This window comes from Chryseobacterium aurantiacum (assembly GCF_003020585.1).
GTDB lineage: Bacteria > Bacteroidota > Bacteroidia > Flavobacteriales > Weeksellaceae > Chryseobacterium > Chryseobacterium aurantiacum.
This window is the reverse complement of the sequence record NZ_PXUE01000002.1, coordinates 1,218,805-1,236,850: the sequence shown is the minus strand read 5'-3', so window position 1 is coordinate 1,236,850 and position 18,046 is coordinate 1,218,805. Positions and strand designations below refer to the sequence as shown.

General features: G+C 34.3%; 13 protein-coding genes. 7 read left to right on the top strand and 6 right to left on the bottom strand.

Annotated elements, in window-relative coordinates; genetic code table 11:
- Positions 1–7: 7 nt before the first annotated feature.
- From C7D53_RS11905 to C7D53_RS11880, 6 genes are all read left to right on the top strand, one after another.
- Positions 8–472, top strand: coding sequence for a hypothetical protein (locus C7D53_RS11905; protein WP_106916666.1), 465 nt, complete (start codon positions 8–10; stop codon positions 470–472).
- An 11-nt stretch (positions 473–483) separates the two neighbouring features.
- Positions 484–1,038, top strand: coding sequence for a PRTRC system protein E (locus C7D53_RS11900; protein ID WP_106916665.1), 555 nt, complete (start codon positions 484–486; stop codon positions 1,036–1,038).
- A 196-nt stretch (positions 1,039–1,234) separates the two neighbouring features.
- A complete protein-coding gene (locus C7D53_RS11895; protein ID WP_069214556.1) occupies positions 1,235–1,453 on the top strand; it encodes a PRTRC system protein C in 219 nt (72 codons plus the stop codon).
- A gap of 75 nt (positions 1,454–1,528) precedes the next feature.
- Positions 1,529–2,698 carry a hypothetical protein gene (locus C7D53_RS11890; protein ID WP_106916664.1) on the top strand — a complete coding sequence of 390 codons (1,170 nt, stop codon included), beginning with the start codon at positions 1,529–1,531 and terminating at the stop codon, positions 2,696–2,698.
- 27 nt (positions 2,699–2,725) lie between these two features.
- The gene (locus C7D53_RS11885; protein ID WP_106916663.1) at positions 2,726–3,436 is read left to right on the top strand and encodes a PRTRC system protein B; all 711 of its coding nucleotides are present in this window, start codon (positions 2,726–2,728) and stop codon (positions 3,434–3,436) included.
- On the top strand, positions 3,433–4,239 hold the full coding sequence (locus tag C7D53_RS11880) for a PRTRC system ThiF family protein (protein ID WP_106916662.1): 807 nt from the start codon (positions 3,433–3,435) through the stop codon (positions 4,237–4,239). The genes C7D53_RS11885 and C7D53_RS11880 overlap by 4 nt, the downstream gene beginning before the upstream one ends.
- A gap of 185 nt (positions 4,240–4,424) precedes the next feature.
- Here the strand turns inward: C7D53_RS11880 and C7D53_RS11875 are convergent, their stop codons facing one another.
- Positions 4,425–4,898 carry a PH domain-containing protein gene (locus tag C7D53_RS11875; protein ID WP_106916661.1) on the bottom strand — a complete coding sequence of 158 codons (474 nt, stop codon included), beginning with the start codon at positions 4,896–4,898 and terminating at the stop codon, positions 4,425–4,427.
- A gap of 215 nt (positions 4,899–5,113) precedes the next feature.
- Here C7D53_RS11875 and C7D53_RS11870 point away from each other — a divergent pair, with 215 nt between their 5' ends.
- Positions 5,114–6,658: an IS1182 family transposase gene (locus tag C7D53_RS11870; RefSeq protein WP_106916660.1), complete on the top strand. Its 1,545-nt coding sequence runs from the start codon at positions 5,114–5,116 to the stop codon at positions 6,656–6,658.
- 105 nt (positions 6,659–6,763) lie between these two features.
- Here the strand turns inward: C7D53_RS11870 and C7D53_RS11865 are convergent, their stop codons facing one another.
- From C7D53_RS11865 to C7D53_RS11845, 5 genes are read right to left on the bottom strand one after another with little or no spacing between them, the layout of a single operon-like run.
- Entirely contained in the window at positions 6,764–11,623 is a 4,860-nt protein-coding gene (locus C7D53_RS11865; RefSeq protein ID WP_106916659.1) for a DEAD/DEAH box helicase, read from the bottom strand.
- Between the two features lie 26 nt (positions 11,624–11,649).
- Positions 11,650–14,409 (bottom strand): restriction endonuclease, encoded by a 2,760-nt coding sequence (locus tag C7D53_RS11860; RefSeq protein WP_106916658.1) that lies wholly within the window; start codon positions 14,407–14,409, stop codon positions 11,650–11,652.
- Between the two features lie 18 nt (positions 14,410–14,427).
- Positions 14,428–15,186 (bottom strand): hypothetical protein, encoded by a 759-nt coding sequence (locus C7D53_RS11855; RefSeq protein WP_106916657.1) that lies wholly within the window; start codon positions 15,184–15,186, stop codon positions 14,428–14,430.
- Positions 15,187–15,200: 14 nt separating this feature from the next.
- Entirely contained in the window at positions 15,201–17,090 is a 1,890-nt protein-coding gene (locus C7D53_RS11850; protein ID WP_106916656.1) for a site-specific DNA-methyltransferase, read from the bottom strand.
- A gap of 4 nt (positions 17,091–17,094) precedes the next feature.
- Positions 17,095–17,388 carry a helix-turn-helix domain-containing protein gene (locus tag C7D53_RS11845; protein WP_106916655.1) on the bottom strand — a complete coding sequence of 98 codons (294 nt, stop codon included), beginning with the start codon at positions 17,386–17,388 and terminating at the stop codon, positions 17,095–17,097.
- Positions 17,389–18,046: the final 658 nt, after the last annotated feature.

Genomic DNA, 18,046 nt, shown 5'->3' with positions numbered 1-18,046 from the left:
CAAAAAAATGAAACGATCTGATATGCCAACGGAATATTTACTTGTAAAAGCAAAAACCAACAGTGAATGGGATGCTTGCGACTTTGCTATTATCAACATTACAGGGGAGTGGAAACAAACCCAAAAGAAACGCCTTGAAGTTATAAAAATCATTGAAACTGATGAAGATATAAAGTCTCTAAACTATTTCGACACCCATGTGGAGTTCTTTAGATTTTCGAAAGTATATTATCCTGTGGTTGAAGAATGGCTCTCTGAGAGAAACAGAGTTTTCATTGAATTAGAGAAAGAGGATTTAAAAGAACTGAAACAACCTAAAAATAGTCTGTGTCATTACCAGATGCAGATATCTAAGGATGGGAATGCCATTTATAAAGCCTATGGAAAGCCTACGGAAGAAGAATTTAGGACAGTGGAGTTTTCATTATGGGAACTAATAGACTTCAATACTCATTTAGTAATTAATCCATAACCCAACAAATTATGCAAACCAATTTTTTCAATCTGATAGCCAAAATGGATATTAACAGTAAGCTGATTCTAACCATTACCAAAGCCAACGAAAGCCAAATAGTGGCTTCCATATTAGTACAAAATGATGGATGTGGAGATAAAGCAAAAAATATCATTCCTCCTCTTAACCTTAAAGGAACGGCAGACGAGCTTGATGCCGGATTTTTTGAACACATTAAAGCCCCATTACAAACCGCTTCGGGACTGATGGTCGGTATGGAAAGCTTTATGAAGCAATTAGAGGAAGCCAAAAAGCAGTCGGCAATGGAAAAGGAAAAATCCGACAAAGAGAAGAAGGAAAGAGAAGCCAAAGAGAAAAAGTACAAAGATGCTTTTCAAAAAGCCGAAGAACTTAAAAAAGAAGGAAACTACAAAGGGGCATGGTCAGCACTTCCAAAGGCTTCTGAATATCCCGACTATGCAGAAACTATCCGCAAAAAGCAGGATGAATATGAAAGGCACTTTGCACATAACCTTTTCAGTGAGGAAAAAACGCCTACCACAACCATTAATCCACAGCTATGATTATAGAAACCTATATAGCAACCTTACAACATGACAAAGGTAGAATAAGACTTCAAATAAATTCTATGAGCGGAAAACAGGGAGCCATACAACAGATAATGGCAATAGAAAATTGCCCAATGAGAGCCATTATCGGACTAAAGATGAAGGGTAGGAAAATAGTAAAAAAATAGGTCAAATCAGAAAATTAACAATTATGTTACTTGCAACCCAATTAGAAAGAGTTTTTATCCTGAAAGATAACGGACAGGAAATCCGATTGACAGACCCCGAGCCCAAATGGAGCGTAGAAGCGGTCATGAATTTTTATGCCAATACATATCCCATCCTAACAACTGCAAAAGTATCCGCACCACAAATCAGGAATGACACGGTAGAATACCGTTTTGAAAGTGTAATGGGAACGAAAGGCTGATAAAATTTTGTGGTTGGGTTTACAGTAATCTTCTTTACATCCAACCACTATTTACCCAATATCAATCACTAAATTATGATGAATGCAACGAAAAATCATATCGGGAAGAATACAGCTTCCCGAAGAGAAAAAACAAAAGCAACTGCACAAACAGTTGGGAGAGTTCACCCATTGGATGCAAAGACCAAAGGATGCAGGAGAAATACAGAAAGACAAAATGAAAGCAGTACCGATAGCCATGCTACCCATGCTTTTTTAAATTGTTCGTTTCTGCCTAAGCTGAAAGACACACCATCCCCACAGGATGAAAAGAAAACAGACAAAATGGAAAGGGATTTTTATCAGTCCCTTTCCCAATTGACCGAACATTATGGAATCACACCTGCACCGTCAAAACATTTAGGTTTTCCTTACAATATTGCTTTTGGTTTGGAAGATATCAAAAAACAGTTAAAAATTAAAATAAAGAATTGGGAGAAAATCCGTTTGGTGCAGGATAAAAAGAAAACGTACTTGTTAAGTGAAGAAGGATATAATACAGGAGCAACTTTATATTATATTCCAATAGTTCCACTGTACCGATTATCTAAAAACCCCGATTGTCAAAAGGCTACACAGCTTTTACAATCTGTATGCTCATATTTGTATCACGTTGCAGATGTCCCTTATTACAGACAGCAGGACAGCTACCTGTGCTGGATGTACGAAATGATTTCGGAGTGGCTCATTAATGATGAAACCGAAGATACCCCTGAATATTTACGTGAAATAAAGCAAAGCGAGTGGATTGGTGATTATGTGGAGCAAAAAATATTCAATCATCAGAATTTAGCCCGATTTAAAGAGAGAATCAATCGTTTTGAAAACAGAGATTCCTTTGAAACCGATTGTCTTTTATTAGCCTGTGATACCCTTGCCCTCTATGAAACGTTTCCCGATGCTACTATTTACAGAAATATTCAGCGGAGCGAAAGAAATACAGCTCATGACGATTATGATGAGGATTATCATGAAAGAACCATCACAATGGAAAAATATGTTTCGTTCTGTGCAGATGATAAAGGAATATTATTTCAGACTTTATTTGATTCTGTTAATGCTGAATTTCAGGAATGTACGGAAATAGAAGAACCATCCACACAAAAAAGATTTGACGGAACAAATGTCAGCGATGATAACCTTGATTTTGAAAACTGCATTTTTCCCCTGATAGAAAGATTAATTGATATTCTGAACAGCATTTAAACTATAATACCATTTAAATATAACATCATGAAAGATATAACCCATCATTTCGGAACACTGTATCATCCCGTTTCAGCTCTGGTCATTTATCAGACCAAAGACGATGATAAAGATACTTATGTAGAACATTTTGATATGGATAAAGACGGAAATCCCATTAATGCCCATCCTTTAAGCGAAAGGGAAGCTAAAATATTTGCAAAGTCCCTTAATACGGAAAAAGAAAAAAGCAAAGCATTTTTAAAACCTGAAAGTATTCTGCCCACGAATGTTCTATATATCAATCCGACCGAAAAGGGTTCGGTGATATGGTATACCAAAGCCAGAAAAGTAAAACTATTCTTTACCGAATCCCTTGAAATCCCTAATGGTGTAGCACATACTCCACCTATGCTGTGGATGGCGACTAAGCAACATCTTACCGTATTTGCTCTCACTTCAGACAAAAGACCTACAGAAAAAACAGTTTTGTATCATGCTCCTTTTTTTAATGTTTATGAAAACGGAAGTGTCTGTATGGGAACAGTTGGTGTGGATATTAAAAATTCAGCATCGGTTGAGGAATTTATTCGCGCTTGGGAAAACTATTTTTTTAACAGCAGGTTCAGCCATTTAAACCATAATCCTACCAATAGCAACTGTGTAAGCATTTGGAAAGAGCTCGTTAATACAGACAAAACCTTTCCAAAAGAAATATTAAAAAAGACCAATAAAACCCTTAAAAATATACTGCCATGACAAGCGAAAAAACAAAAGTTCATTTTACAGACAATTACCTGATTAATCCGACCAACCCTGTAACCATTAACCTGATCGGTGCAGGGGGAACAGGCTCAAAAGTATTGACAGCATTAATGGAAATGAATCACAGCCTGATTCAATTGGGACATGCAGGGCTACAAGTGCGGTTGTGGGATGATGATCTCATTACCGAAGCAAATTTAGGGAGGCAACGTTTTGCAGAATCGGAAGTAGGATTATACAAGTCCGTTGCCTTAATCAACCGTGCTAACCGTTGGATGGGAACGAATTGGAAAGCAGAAACACAAAAATTTAAGAAGAATGAATCGGAAAAGTTTTCCGAAAATATTCCTGCAAATATTTATATATCCTGTGTTGACAGTGTAAGTGCAAGATTTGAAATTGCTGATATACTGAAAAGGTTAAATAATGGTCGTTATTATGCTGACCGTCCCCTGTATTGGTTGGATTATGGGAATAATCAAAATACTGCACAGGCGATATTAGCTACTGTAGGAACTATCAAACAGCCCAATTCCGAGAAATATGAAACGATAGATCATTTACCTTTTGTCACTGATGAATTTGGGGATTTGTTAAAACAATCCGAAGAGTCCGATGATACACCAAGTTGTTCACTGGCAGAAGCACTGGAAAAGCAGGATTTGTTTATCAACTCAACATTGGCACAAATGGGAAGCTCCTTGCTGTGGGGCTTGTTCAGAAACGGATTAACCGAGAATAGAGGATTTTTCCTTAACCTTAAAAACTTTCATTCCCAACCCATAAAAATTGCATGATTTCTGCCGTCTGAGAAAAATCGGGCGGCAAAAATGCATTTCCTCCCTTTGGTCGGAAACGCATTTTTGCGGAAAGCGGTGCAACCCCATTTCTAAAACATTGCCGCATTTTAGCAGGGTATGTTTTTGAAAAAAGGTTGCGGGATTGATTTATAGCAATTATTCCAGATTAAATAAACTATTCTTTAATCGGACCATTTTTGAGAATGAAGTAAAACATTTCTTAGTTCCATCGGATTTTCAATAAAATATGAATGGGTTACTTCTCCAGTAGTTACAACCAAAGTCCCGTAATTCAACATCTTTCCTAAAAAGCTTTGATTAAACTGCATTCCTTCGAGTTTATTCAATGAAATATCGGAAAACGTTTTTCCTAATATACCTGTAGAGAACGTAAGATAATTGTCTGTAACATAGATTTTCGTATTTTTATTCCGGATTATTTTGATGATACCTTTAATGAAAAGAAAAATAAGAAATAGGGAAATAATGCCCATAAATCCTAACATAAATTTGTATCCGAGCAATAGAAAATAGAGAACTCCCACAGAGCCAATTACTGTAAAGAAAACAGGAATAACATAGGAAATCCAGTGGACTTTTGCTTCATAATTTATAGGTTCGCAGGATGTCTTGATATCAGTAAGTAAGTCTTTCATAGTCAAAGATTTTCTTAGAATAAAATTATCTCAATTTAGTGAAAAATAATGAAAAACGCTTGATTTTATGAAAATTGAGAAAATGTAAAAGTTAGCCAACTTTCTGTCATTTACATTAGCAAACTAAAAGAATCCGTCTCACAACTGAGGCGGATTTTTTTTGGTAATTATTGAGGGTTTTTGTATATTTATTCTTGATAATCAGATAGTTGTTTATGAATTTCAAGCATTATAATCAAAATCAGCTCTTGCTGTTTCCTTATAGTTTTGAGGAGTTGATTCCCGAAAACCACCCTGTCCGGATCGTGAATGATATTTTGGAGAAATTGAATATTGACCCACTTCTCAAAGCCTACAGCAAAGAAGGAAATCCCAGTTATCATCCCGTGATGATGCTCAAGGTGATGGTTTTTGCGTATATGAACAATATATATTCATCTCGAAAAATAGAGAAAGCCCTTCGGGAAAACATCAATTTTATGTGGCTCTCCAACATGAGCATCGTGGATCATAATACGGTGAACCGTTTTCGAGGCAATAAGCTGGAAGCAGCCTTCAAGGATATTTTCTCGCAAGTAGTTTTGCTTTTGGCAGAGGAAGGCTTGGTGAATTTGAGACAGGTTTTTGTGGACGGTACCAAAATCGAAGCACAGGCAAACCGCTACACTTTTGTTTGGGCAAACGCCATTAAAACCAACAAAGAAAAAATGCTCCGACAATTGGAAAACCTCTGGAAATACGCCCAAAGCGTTGCCAGAGAAGAAGACAAAGACCCGGAACCGCCGGAATTTAAAGAAATCAGCAAAGAAAAAATTCAGCAAACCGTAGAAAATATCAATGCCAAACTGAAAGGCAGCAACGGCAAAACCGGTCAGGACAGGAAAGCCAAAGCCAAGCTGAATTACATTAAAAATAATTTTGAGAAAAACCTCGACAAATACGAAGCTCAGGAAGCGATTTTAAAAGAAAGAAACTCTTATAGCAAGACCGATCAAGACGCCACTTTCATGCTGATGAAGGACGACCACATTATGAACGGACAACTTAAGCCCGCCTACAATGCGCAGATTTCCACCGAGAATCAAATTATTGTAAACTACACGATTCATCAGCAAACCAACGACTTCAACACGCTGGAGCACCATCTTGAAAATTTTGAGAAACTGTATGGCGAAAAAAGGCTGGCTGAATTAGAAGAACTCACTGCTGATGCAGGTTATGGGAGCGAGCAGAACTATGAGTTACTGGAACGCAAGCAGATTACCCCCTTTGTAAAATACAACACCTTCGACAAAGAGCAGGATGCCCATTATCAGGCGAAACACAAGGCCTTCAGCAAAGAAAGCCTGCACTACAGCCAAGAAGAAGATTATTACGTATGTCCAATGGGTCAAAAGATGGAGAAAACGCACGAAAGCACTCGAAAAACCAAAACGGGTTACCTACAAAAACTCTCGCATTATCAGGCAGAAAACTGTGAAGGATGTCCATTGCGAGGCGTTTGTCACGGTTCCAAAGAAAACCGCAGTGTAGAGCGAAACCATCATCTGGAGCAGTTTAAAGAGAAAATCAGGGAACTCTTAAACAGCGAAAGAGGCATCAGAAAACGCAAACAACGCTCGGTTGAGGTAGAACCCGTATTTGCACACCTGAAACATTGCAACAATTTTAAACGCTTTACCCTGAAAGGTCTGAAAAAAGTAGAATTGGAGTTCGGATTGCACGCATTAGCACACAATTTAAGAAAGAAAGTTGCCTAAAGAGGACAACTTTTTCCTTTTCCAAAACAATGAAGATTGGTACTGAATTAAAAAATCCGCCTCAATTTTAGTTGTGAGACGGATTCTTAACATTTCTGAAACTCGTTAATGTTTCATTTGTACATCAATAGCAATTTCCTCACACCGTATTTCATATTTTTTTTCAGGCTTGGAATACACATTTACTGATTGATGTGTAGTTGCAAAAGAATTATCATAAATATATGTACTTGAACCTAACAATTTTTCTTCAACAATCTCTGTTTCATAAACAGAGATTCTCCCTGCTGAATACTGGTTTGCCAGTCGCTCAATTCTTTTGATTCGATAAAGATTTTCAATGTCTTGGGTCATGTCATCTGGCATTAAAATAAACAAATAATCTTTTGCTCTACTAATAGCTACATTGAGAATATTTTGTTTATTTAAAAACATATTTTGTGACTTACCAATACTGTAAGGTGGATTAAATACTGAAATTATAATATCGCATTCATCACCTTGAAATCCGTGAATTGTGCCTGTCAATAACTCCGCTTTTTCATCATCGTCATGTAACCTTGCCAGTAGTTTTTCAATCATTGTAGCTTGGGCTCTATACGGACAAATAATACCAATTTTGAACTTATCTTTATGGTTCAAGCGAATTTGATCAACAAGTTGCGTAGCAAACTCCACAGTAAACAGTGCTGAATAAACCTGATAGTTTGATTTGTTCAATGTATTTGGCTTGTATATACTTTCATATTTCTGCACTGGAAACTTTATAATATTTATATCCCTAAAATCAAGACCAGAAATATTTAATGCCTTTTGACTTGATCGATCTCTGTAATGATTTAAACAACCGCTGTAAGTAAATTGACTAAATACTTCACCTATCGTAGGCAAACTACGATATTGTGTACTAAGATTTATTATTTCAAATTGATGTGGTACAGTTACAGGATTAACGAATTTAGTGAGTTGCACCATTTCATAAATATTCAAATCTTTCCACTGATCTATCTGGGTTATTGGCTGAATTTGAAAAGGGTCTCCCGCAATAATAAATTTTGAATTAGACTTTTGATAAAGTACATATGCAATACTAGCAATAGTTATCATTGACGCTTCATCAATGACAATGTAGTCCCATTCTAAGAATTTCAAATGCAACCTTTCATCAAATACATCAGGCTGAAAGTAATCGTATGCAAATCTTGCAATAGTTGTTATGGTTGTATTTTTAGGCTTTGTTCTAATGTCAAAACTTTTATCAACAACAAGACCACTATTTTCTAATTCCGTATCGCATGCTGTACCAAATCTTAATAACCAATTGTGATAAGATTTGTCTCCTTTCATTTTTTCCACAATACGATTCGTAAGTACATCTGCTGCTTTATTAGTAGGAGTAAGCACTAATACTTTCAAATTCTCATTTTCTTGCATTAGTGGTATAATTTCATCAGTTGCCAAATAAGTCGTTTTTCCTGTACCGGGAGGACCAAAAATAAATCTTATTTGTTCTGTAATATTTTGCTGTAAATTATAATCATCTTCAAACCCCAATCGGTAAAAAGCTTTTCTAAGTTCTTCTAAAATGAAAACAGGATTTTTAATATCGATGACAGCACGGCTAACTTTTGCTAAATCTATATCAGAAATATCAGCAGATTTTTTAAGTTTCGCCCTAAGTGTATATTCTTTAACACTTACTACTTCAACAGTTACGGACTTTGTTTCATCTCCTTGGTATAGACGTATTTGCATATCTCCAATATCTTCTATCGACTGCGGGATATATCTATTTGGATGTTTTAAAACTAAAGTCCTCTCGGTTCCTTTTTCCTGTTCAACTTTTGAAAATTGAATGGATATTTGTTTACCTGATGAATTAGACTCTGAACTATTTAGATATTCTAATTCTAACAATGCTTTGAACCAGCCAAATGAATACTTTTCAGAACTGTCTGCCAATTCTGTAAGCTTTTCTATTCTCGTTAATTCTTCTACCTGAGCTTCTGCTTGCAATTTCAGTTTTTCTATTTTCTTCTGTAGATTTACGGAGGGTTTTGTATAATCGTCCTGATCTATCAGAAACTCTTCTTGTTCCACAAAATCTATATTGGACTGAGACGGAATTTGATTTTTAAATTGGTCAGTTTCATTTATGTTTAATTCTAGCCTTTGCTTCCGGTTTTTCTTAATCCCTTTATTGATATTCGATAATGTTTTTTGGAAATCATGTTCTGTTACCGGAATTTCATTTGTTGGAAAGAGTGTTCCTGCAGGCTCAGCGGCACTCTTCTTCCGTGCCATTTCTTCAATAAAAGCACTGAGTTCTTCAGGAGTTATATTCTCGGCTAACAATTTTTTGCCTAATTCATAGGCTTTCTTTTGTTCATCTGTTAAATCAAGATCCGCATCAGGATTAATGATACCTAAAAATTCTAAAAGAACATGTATATAGGGATCATCGTGGTTGTAGCACTCATTCAAATCTTCAATGGATAGTTCACTTGCTGCAACAAATTCTTCATCTTTATTAAGGAGCCATTTATCATTTTGAAGTATTGATGAAGTGGTGGAGATAAAACTCATACTGTTTTCGTACGAACCGCTTCTGGGATAGTAAGTAAACCTTCCTGAAAACCTTCCTTTGAGCAATGCAACAGTTTGCCCTTTAGCGAAATGTAATAAATAATCCCAAATAACAACTGATAGTTCAGGAGTTATATTGCTTACTGCTTGATCAAGTCCTTCTAACTCTTTATCTGTTATTTTTTGATGCTCATGATATTTATATGAAGTCAGGATGTTATCCAAACCAAACATTTCCTTGGTTTCCACATCGGGTTCCAATTCTTTGTTTTTAATTCGTGGATATAAGGAAACTCCTAATTCGGAAAATAACTTTTTAGTAATTTCAGCTTTGGCTCCACTTAAATATTCTATGTAAAAATCATCATCAACAAAATAAACTTCTAATGTATTAGAGTGGTATTTCACTAACTTTTCATCGTTAAAATAAATTTCTTCCGGCTTAGCAAAAAATCTTGTGTCGGGCTTTTGTGGATTATAACAAGCGATTAAAGAAACCTCTTTAAGCTTGGTAACCAGTTCTATTTGATGTATTGCTGAGCAGGATTCATAATAATTCAGAAATGTTTCAAAATGCTGTAATATTTTGACAGAATCATCATAATTAAACGTTTCATGGTATTGTGGTATAATATCATTGAAAATCTCTGCTTTTATATCTGGTTTTCCAATACCTATAGCGGTGATAAAAGCCAAAGCATCAGGATTATCAACTAAGGGCTGATAGACGGTATCATAACTCGAGACTCTTTCTAATGGTAAGAATATTTGCGGAGCAGTTAAATCTTTATTAAAAGGAATAACTGCTTTTCTACTTTGGTTTAAAAGAAGTGGTTGCTTTATTGCAAGTTTATCATTATCATTCCATAAGTACTTATGGTCTGCCAAATAAGCATAAAGCTTTATCAACCAATCGTCGGATTGTTTCTCTATGAAAGCAGGTGTAAACCTCCTGATTAATTTTTTAGCATCTACAGATTCTGAAATAATACTATTAATGTAACTTTCTAAGGCTTTGTTTGCCTGATTCACTTGTTTTTGACCTTTTGAAACAAAGACCCATCCTGAGTTGGGATTGTCAAATAAGTCACTCAACTGTTCATTGGTGAACAATTCAGATAATTCTGGATCAGCAGCCCAATAGGCTTTTGCTTTAGGAAAATATTTCCCGTTTCTACCTGGTAAAATGGGATGATTTTGCAAAGCCTTTTTTATCTCGGTGAAAAAAGGATAAAATGAAATTCTGGAATTAACACCTGTTTGGCTATAAACTTGTGCATTATAAGGTATTATATCAAGAAGTGTATCATCAATTAAATTACTGCTATTTTTTACGCCAATATCTTTAAGTAACTTGATCGCTTCTCCTGACAATTCTGCTAATAATTGAATGAGGAAAGTATTCCAATCATCATTTGTTTTAATACCTTCACGGCTATCTGTCAATAAAAATGGTGCCTGTACAATAAAGCCTAATTTGGTGTCTTCTTTGGTCGGGAAAAAACAAAATGCTTCATAATTATAACCGGTTTCTAATTTTGTGTTGTTTTCTAAAACAAAAAAGCCTGTACTGATTTTAAATGTAGCCTTTGAGGAAGTTTGAATGATTTGTTTTGTGAAAAGCCAAATTTCTTCGCTGATCACTTTACCATTTTCATTACTTATAACCTCGAAGAGTTGGGCGGTAATATTTCCAAACTCTTGAGTGTCTTTTTCTTTTTTGTTATAAATTCCTTGATTGTTCTCTGACTTCCATTCTATTTTTTCAAGATTACTTAAAAATAAAATAGGTTGAAATAAATTATCCAGTTTGGTTTCTATTTCTTTATAAGCATCTTCGGGAGCTTTTGATTTATGATTAAAAGGAAAGAAAAATAAAGTTTCTCCACTATTCCTCTCTTCTCCATTGGGAGTTATTTCAACCGGAACAATGTAATTTTCTAATTTGAATGTAAAGCTATCATCATATACATGCGGAGTATTACTATATGCAAATACAGCTTTAAAGCCAATTCCGAATTTACCTATTTTCTGCTCATCAATGTTTCCGTCTGATTTTGTAGAATTTCCAATGGAGGTAATTGAATTAATGTGCCCTAATGTCCCATTTTCAGAATCAAACTCTTCGTTTTCAGGATCAGAAATAGTAAACCGTACAGAACCGTTATGTTTAAACCATAAACCTTCATTTTTTAGGTAAAATTGAACCCAGGTGGCCTGGGTATCATCTGCGTTTTGCAGTAGTTCATAAATAAAGTGGGCAGAATCTGAATATTTTTTGATTGCCGTTTCCCAAATTCCACGATAAGATTTTTTAAGTAAAACCTTTACATCGGTTTCTTTTATTTCCTTTAAGGCTGCGAAGTATTGTTGATTCATAATTTTTAGTTTGGGGCTATATTAAATTATACTTTTAGATCGCTTACCGAGCCTACTACACGATAATTAACCTGATCTATTACAGCAAAGTGCTTTTCTGCACATTCTATCTTCATCCGCTCTCTATCTCTTAATAAGGACCTGTCTTTGGCTGCTTTGGCATCTTTAGTTTCCGTTACAAAATAAATTTTAGTTTCTTCGCCGTCCTCTTTCTTAATCAACGCCCAGTCTGGATTGTATGATCCAATAGGTGTTTTGATTTGGAACTTGGAAGGAAGTTTGACATAGAACAAAATATCATCTCTGGTTTCACAATCTTCCGCAAAACGCTTTTCAGGACTGCTCAAAGAATCAATTAAAATATAGTTGTAAAGCGTTTTTATCTGTTTCTTAACTTCTACTAAATTATCTAGGTATTGTTCTATTTCAGCCGTTTCAAACAATTTCATTTCGTAGGTTTGTCCGGCTATTTTTTCATATTCTATACCATTTATTTTAATTCTGTCAAATTCATCTATGATAATCTTCACTACAGTATCCATAAACAATTGTGGATTATTGAAGATTTCACCTAAACGATTGGATTGTAGGATAATCTTGGTAATGGTATCTCGTGTAAGTTCCGTTTTGGATTGAATATATGCTACAAAATCAGGAATATTATACTGTGTATCTTTGATTATCTTTTCTTTAGATCCTTTTTGTTCCCCGCCTAATTCCAGCAAATTGCCTTCTTTATCTCTAATGAATCTGGCAATATTTTTTTCACGATAGATAACAGGTTTTTCTATTGAAGGCATTTTTTTGAGTGCTGCTACACAATTTTTAATAAGTTCAGCTGTACTGTAATCTACTTTGTACTCTGTACAATATTTTATTTTTTCCCACAGTTCCAAAAATAGTGAATCTTCAAGCCATTTGTCTTTTAACTGTACTTTTTTACGCTCTCTTGCATTCTTAATACGACCTTCAAATTTAACTCCTGTATCTTCTTCAATTTCAGATTGCAATGCTTTTGAGAATGCTTCGTATGACTCATTGGCAATTACAGTGAGACGATTAACAGAACGTTCCAAATTACGTTCACCACTTTGGTCAACGCATAATCGCAAGCCACGTCCAATTTCCTGACGTTTTTTCATTTCTGATTTGGTTTCATTTAATGTGCAAATTTGAAATACATTTGGATTATCCCAGCCCTCTCTTAATGCGGAATGACTAAAGATGAAGCGCAAAGGAGTATCTATATTCAATAGTCTTTCTTTGTCCTGCATGATGAGTTTAAAGGTTTCGTCATCCGCTTTGGTGGATTTACCCTCTTTAGAATCCTTAAATTTTCCTTTGTCCTGACTAAAATAACCGTCATGTACATCCGAAATTTCAAAATCATACATTCCTTTATATGCAGGCATATTCTTCCACTTATTAAAACTTTCCTCAAACCACAAAGCAAATTTCCCTTTTACAGCATAGTTTTGTTCATCATAGGTTCTGTAATTTGCTACCCGATCAATAAAGAAAATGGATAATACTTTTATGCCTTTTGCCTTCAACTCCTTTTCTTTCTTAAAATGATTTTCAACAGTAGCATCTATCATCTCCTTTTGTATCTGATCTGTTAATCCGCCTACAGCTTCACCTTGATATACTATTTGCCCGCTTGAAAACTCAATATAACCATTCTCTGCATCCAGTTCATTGATTACATAACCGTCTTTATAAATATCCCAGCCTTTTGACAATTTATATAGATCATCTCCAATTTTGGCTGTAACTTGTTTTTTGTTAACACCACTTTTATCGTTTACATATATTGAAATTTTAGCCGTGATAGATTGCTTTTTCGAGATAAAATTATCTATACTTATGAATACTCCGGAGCTATCATTTTTCGTTACTACAGAATCTACTTCTATTTGTTTTACTAATCCTAGATCATAAGCCTTTACGGGGTCTAACTTATAGATTAGATTGTATGGGTTTTTGTGCGTAGCAGAATATCTAAGAGTAAATAATGGGCTAAGATTAGCAATAGCCCTTTTACGAATATCTGTTTCCATATTCTGTGGCTCATCAATAATCACTATTGGACTAGATTTTTGCAGATATTCGATTGGCTTAATACCGGTTTCTCTTATTTGATTAATGACGTTAGCATCTTTGGTAAAGCTATCAATATTAATAACCAATATCTGAATAGCATTACTTTTAGCAAAGTTTCCTAAATCTGCCAAACGGCTTGAATCATATACCTTAAATTCAGCAGGCTGATTTTCGTACAATCCTTGGAAATGGTCAAATGTTATAGAAAGGCTCTTAAGCACCCCTTCACGAATAGCTACAGAAGGTACTACAATTACAAATTTTTTAAAACCATACACTTTGTTCAATTCATAGACAGAGCGCAAATATACATACGTTTTACCGGTACCAGTTTCCATTTCTACGGAAAAATTCGGAAATGGAGCTGCTATGGCTGTATTTGTGATATTACCTTTATTATCAGCTATCTCATTGTACCATAGTTTTTCTAATGTAGCAGATATTTCATCTGTTCCAAGGCTGTTAGCGATTTGCACCTTATTGAGATTAACAAAAATTTGCTCTTCGGTAAGCGTTAAATTATTACCAACACCAGTTTCAGTAAATTTAATACTACCACTATTTTCAGAAGTAAAAGAGAATTCAAAGTCCGAACTGTTCAAATTTTGCCCTTCGAACAAATCAATCACGGATTGAATTGCTTCCAACTGGTAAGCTTGTTTGGAATCAAATTTTAATTTCATAAATTTTTAAACTAAGTGTTAAGAGTTTTCTGATTCTTTAATTAGGGTTAAAATATCCTTGCAATCTAAAGCTCTGCTGAATGGAATTACTCTGTAAACTGATTGAATTTCAGTATCATTTATATCGTCCTCAGGAACTAAGTTTTTTTCTATTGCAACATTATCATCGGCCATCATATCCCAAGAAGCTCCACCTGTTAAGTACACAGGAAATCCATCTCTTTTAAACATTGTCAAAAAACTTATCGGAGTCGGTACATGAAAAAGTACACGTAAATAAAAATCTTTTTGAATTTCATTTGGTTTATAATTGTTTTTATACGGACCTAATATATCAAATTGATAATTTGGACTACAAATAGCAAACTCAATTCCGTTACGTGGAAAAGAAGAACGAACTTCTATAGTTTTGTTATTTTTTAAAGTTTCTAAATCAATCTGTGAAGCTGCTTGTTCAAATGATGTTTCCTTGACAAGTAACTCCAAACTATTTGCGTTTATAAAGTGCTTCCAACAGTATTCTGCTAAAACACCAGCTATAGCATTACTTTGTTTTCGTTCATTTGATCGTCTTCTTGTTGATGCATTGGCAGCGTTATCATTTACAGCTTGCGCCAATCTTAATCCTTCAGCTTCTATAAAGTCTAACACTTTTTTATCAAATGATTCAGACTCATAATTAAAAATATACTTGGCTATCCAAAATGGGGTTGCTCTATTAGAAGCCTTGTATTGATCAATGTTCCTGCATTGAATATTATTAACATTAATTAACATAAAGATAGTAGCTTTTAAATTGAATTAAAGTAAATTCCGTCTTGTTCAAACTTGAGAATTGCGTTAGTTTTCATACAATCATCATTATTGAAAACAGAATCTAATGCTATCACTCGTTTGGGTTTGGAGCTAATAATATCTTTTTGAATACTATCCGTAAATTTTGAAGTAATAACCGCTAAATCATTATCTCCCACTACATAATATTTAGAATCACCTTTGTCTATTTCAGAAATAGTTGCTGAAAGACTGTAACCGTTCTTTATAACTAATTCCCAAATGATATTTATAGATTTAGTATCATTTTCAACATTTTCAGAGAATAGTTCAGCCTGCGCAATCAACTCTTCTTCATTTGAAATTTTGTCAGATCTCCATATTTTGAAATTTGAAGGGGTTAGTTTAAAGCTTCTATAACCAAAATCCTTTTTAACATCAGAATAGCTTAGCTGAACTTCAGATTTTGTTTTCCAATACGATATAGCTTCTTTGATTCTGCTTCTTGTAACTTCAGAGATGTATCTATAGCCTTTAGGATATGCTATATGTTTTTCGTCAATTTCTTCAGGTAGCTGAACGGTTATGAAATTTATAGATGAATCATTTTCTTCATTATATTCAATGATTGCATTAGCCGTAGAACCACTACCCGCAAAAAAATCCAATACGACACCATCCTTTTTTTCACCTAAACCAATTGAAAATAATAATTTTAACAAGTCAACATTTTTTGGGTTGTTAAAAGGAACTTCTAAATATGAAGATTGTTTTGAAGCGAAAATATCCTGCCACAAAGTATTTCTTAAAATTTTATCACTAGGCGCAATCCAATGTTCTACACCTTTATTCTTACCTTTTCCCTGTGGATTTCTTTTAATAAATTTTTTATTGGAGCCTGTTTTTTCCCAATATTCTTCAAGTGTCATCTTATCTTTAAAATCTTTAAGATAAATTTCATAATTCTCTACAGCTTCCTTGGCGACTTCTTCTTTCCACTTCCATTGACCTTCTGATATTTCTACTCCCAATAACTCATACTGCATGGTTTTTCTCTCAGCATCATTCCAAAATCCTTTCCAATACCCTTGACTTTTCCTTTCTTCCGACGATTCTCGAAATACTGCATTCATTTTGGATTCCGAGTTTTTTGAGTATATAAGTACATATTCTACTCCTGTATTAAAAGTTTTTAACCCTTCACCTAAAAATTGCGTGTTAATATTTTTATCATACCTGCGAATTAGTAAAATGTTGCGAAAATTTTCTTCACCATAAATTTCATCCATTAGCAGTTTTAATGAAGATAACTCGTTATCGTCTATAGATATAAATATAAAACCATCGTCTTTCAAAAGATTTCTTGAAAGATATAATCTTGGTAACATCATTGACAGCCAATTGGAATGGTATTGACCGTTTTCTTTTCGATTTGCTCTAAAAACCCCCTCTCTTAACAGCTGTCCTTCAAAGTCTTTTTCTCCTGCTAATTTTTGATATTCTTCTTTTGTTATAGAAAATTTATCCGGGTATATAAAACTGTCAGAACCTGTATTATAAGGCGGATCAATGTAAATAACGTCTACCTTACCAAAATAAGATTTTTGCAATACCTTTAAAACCTCTAAGTTTTCACCTTCTATAAAAACATTTGATGAGCTATCCCAGTTTAAAGAATTTTCCAATTCAGGCTCAAGAGTAGAAGTTGTAGGAGTTTGTAAAGTTTTAAAAGCATCTCCCTTCCCAGCCCAATTTAACTGGTAACGTTCAATATCAGTATTACAGCCTTCGCCTAATAACTGTTTTAATTGATCTATATTGAGTTTGTCCTCTGTAAATGCTGCAGGTACTATTTCCTTCAACTTACTGAGTAGGTCTTCTGTTATATTCAATGACTTACCGTCCATATTGTTATTTGTTTTTTAATCTTTTCTCCGAATTTTTAAGTGCCTCATATGCCAATGGTTCTTCTTGCAGCATATCCACAATTTTGTCTGAAAGCCACATTACCAAGAGTTCATTTGGTTCTATTTCTAATAATTCAGCAAACTTATATACCTGTTCTTTGCTGGCTTTCCTTTCTCCTCGTTCTATCTTACTCACAAGGGCTGTATCCACCTCTAAAGTTGCTGCAATCTGTCTAAGCAACAATCCTTTATGCTCTCTTAATTGTCGAATCTTAGTGCCAAAATCTCTTTGTCCCATTTTAATGACTTGTCACGTTTTGTCAAATTTAATGTTTTTTTTCATATTTTAATATTACCCCATAATTGATTTACAGTAATAAACTAAGTAAAAATGTTACCCAATTTGTGTCTTGTAATTAATAAAAATGGTTTGATTGTACAAAGTGAAAAGAAATGAAAGAATTATTACCAGAAAAGAATCTGTAAATGAATTGTAGGATTAAGGACAAGAACTGTGAACTTTTTTAGGACTAGACAATATGTAATATCGAATCTGGGCAAAAATTACTTATGTTTTCTTTTAACCTGTATACTATTTACCCACCATATTGAAATACCTGCACAAAATAATATCAAGTACATTTTGATCTTAAATGATCAGGTTAAAGTTGAACCTGTGTGATAAAAATTACCCATGTTTTCTTATGTACTGAGTATTTTTTACTCACCTTATTGCAGGACGTGCGGAAAATGGTATCAGGTACATGTCTGATCTTAAATAATTACAGGCAAAAATTGGAACCTGCGTAAAAAATACCCATATTTTCTTTTCACCGGAGTAATTTTTACCCACCTTATTATAAGACCTGCATAAAAAAGTATCAGGTAGATTCTGATCTTGAATATTAATTGTCAAAGCTGCAACCTGCGTAATAATTACCCATGTTTTTTCCTAA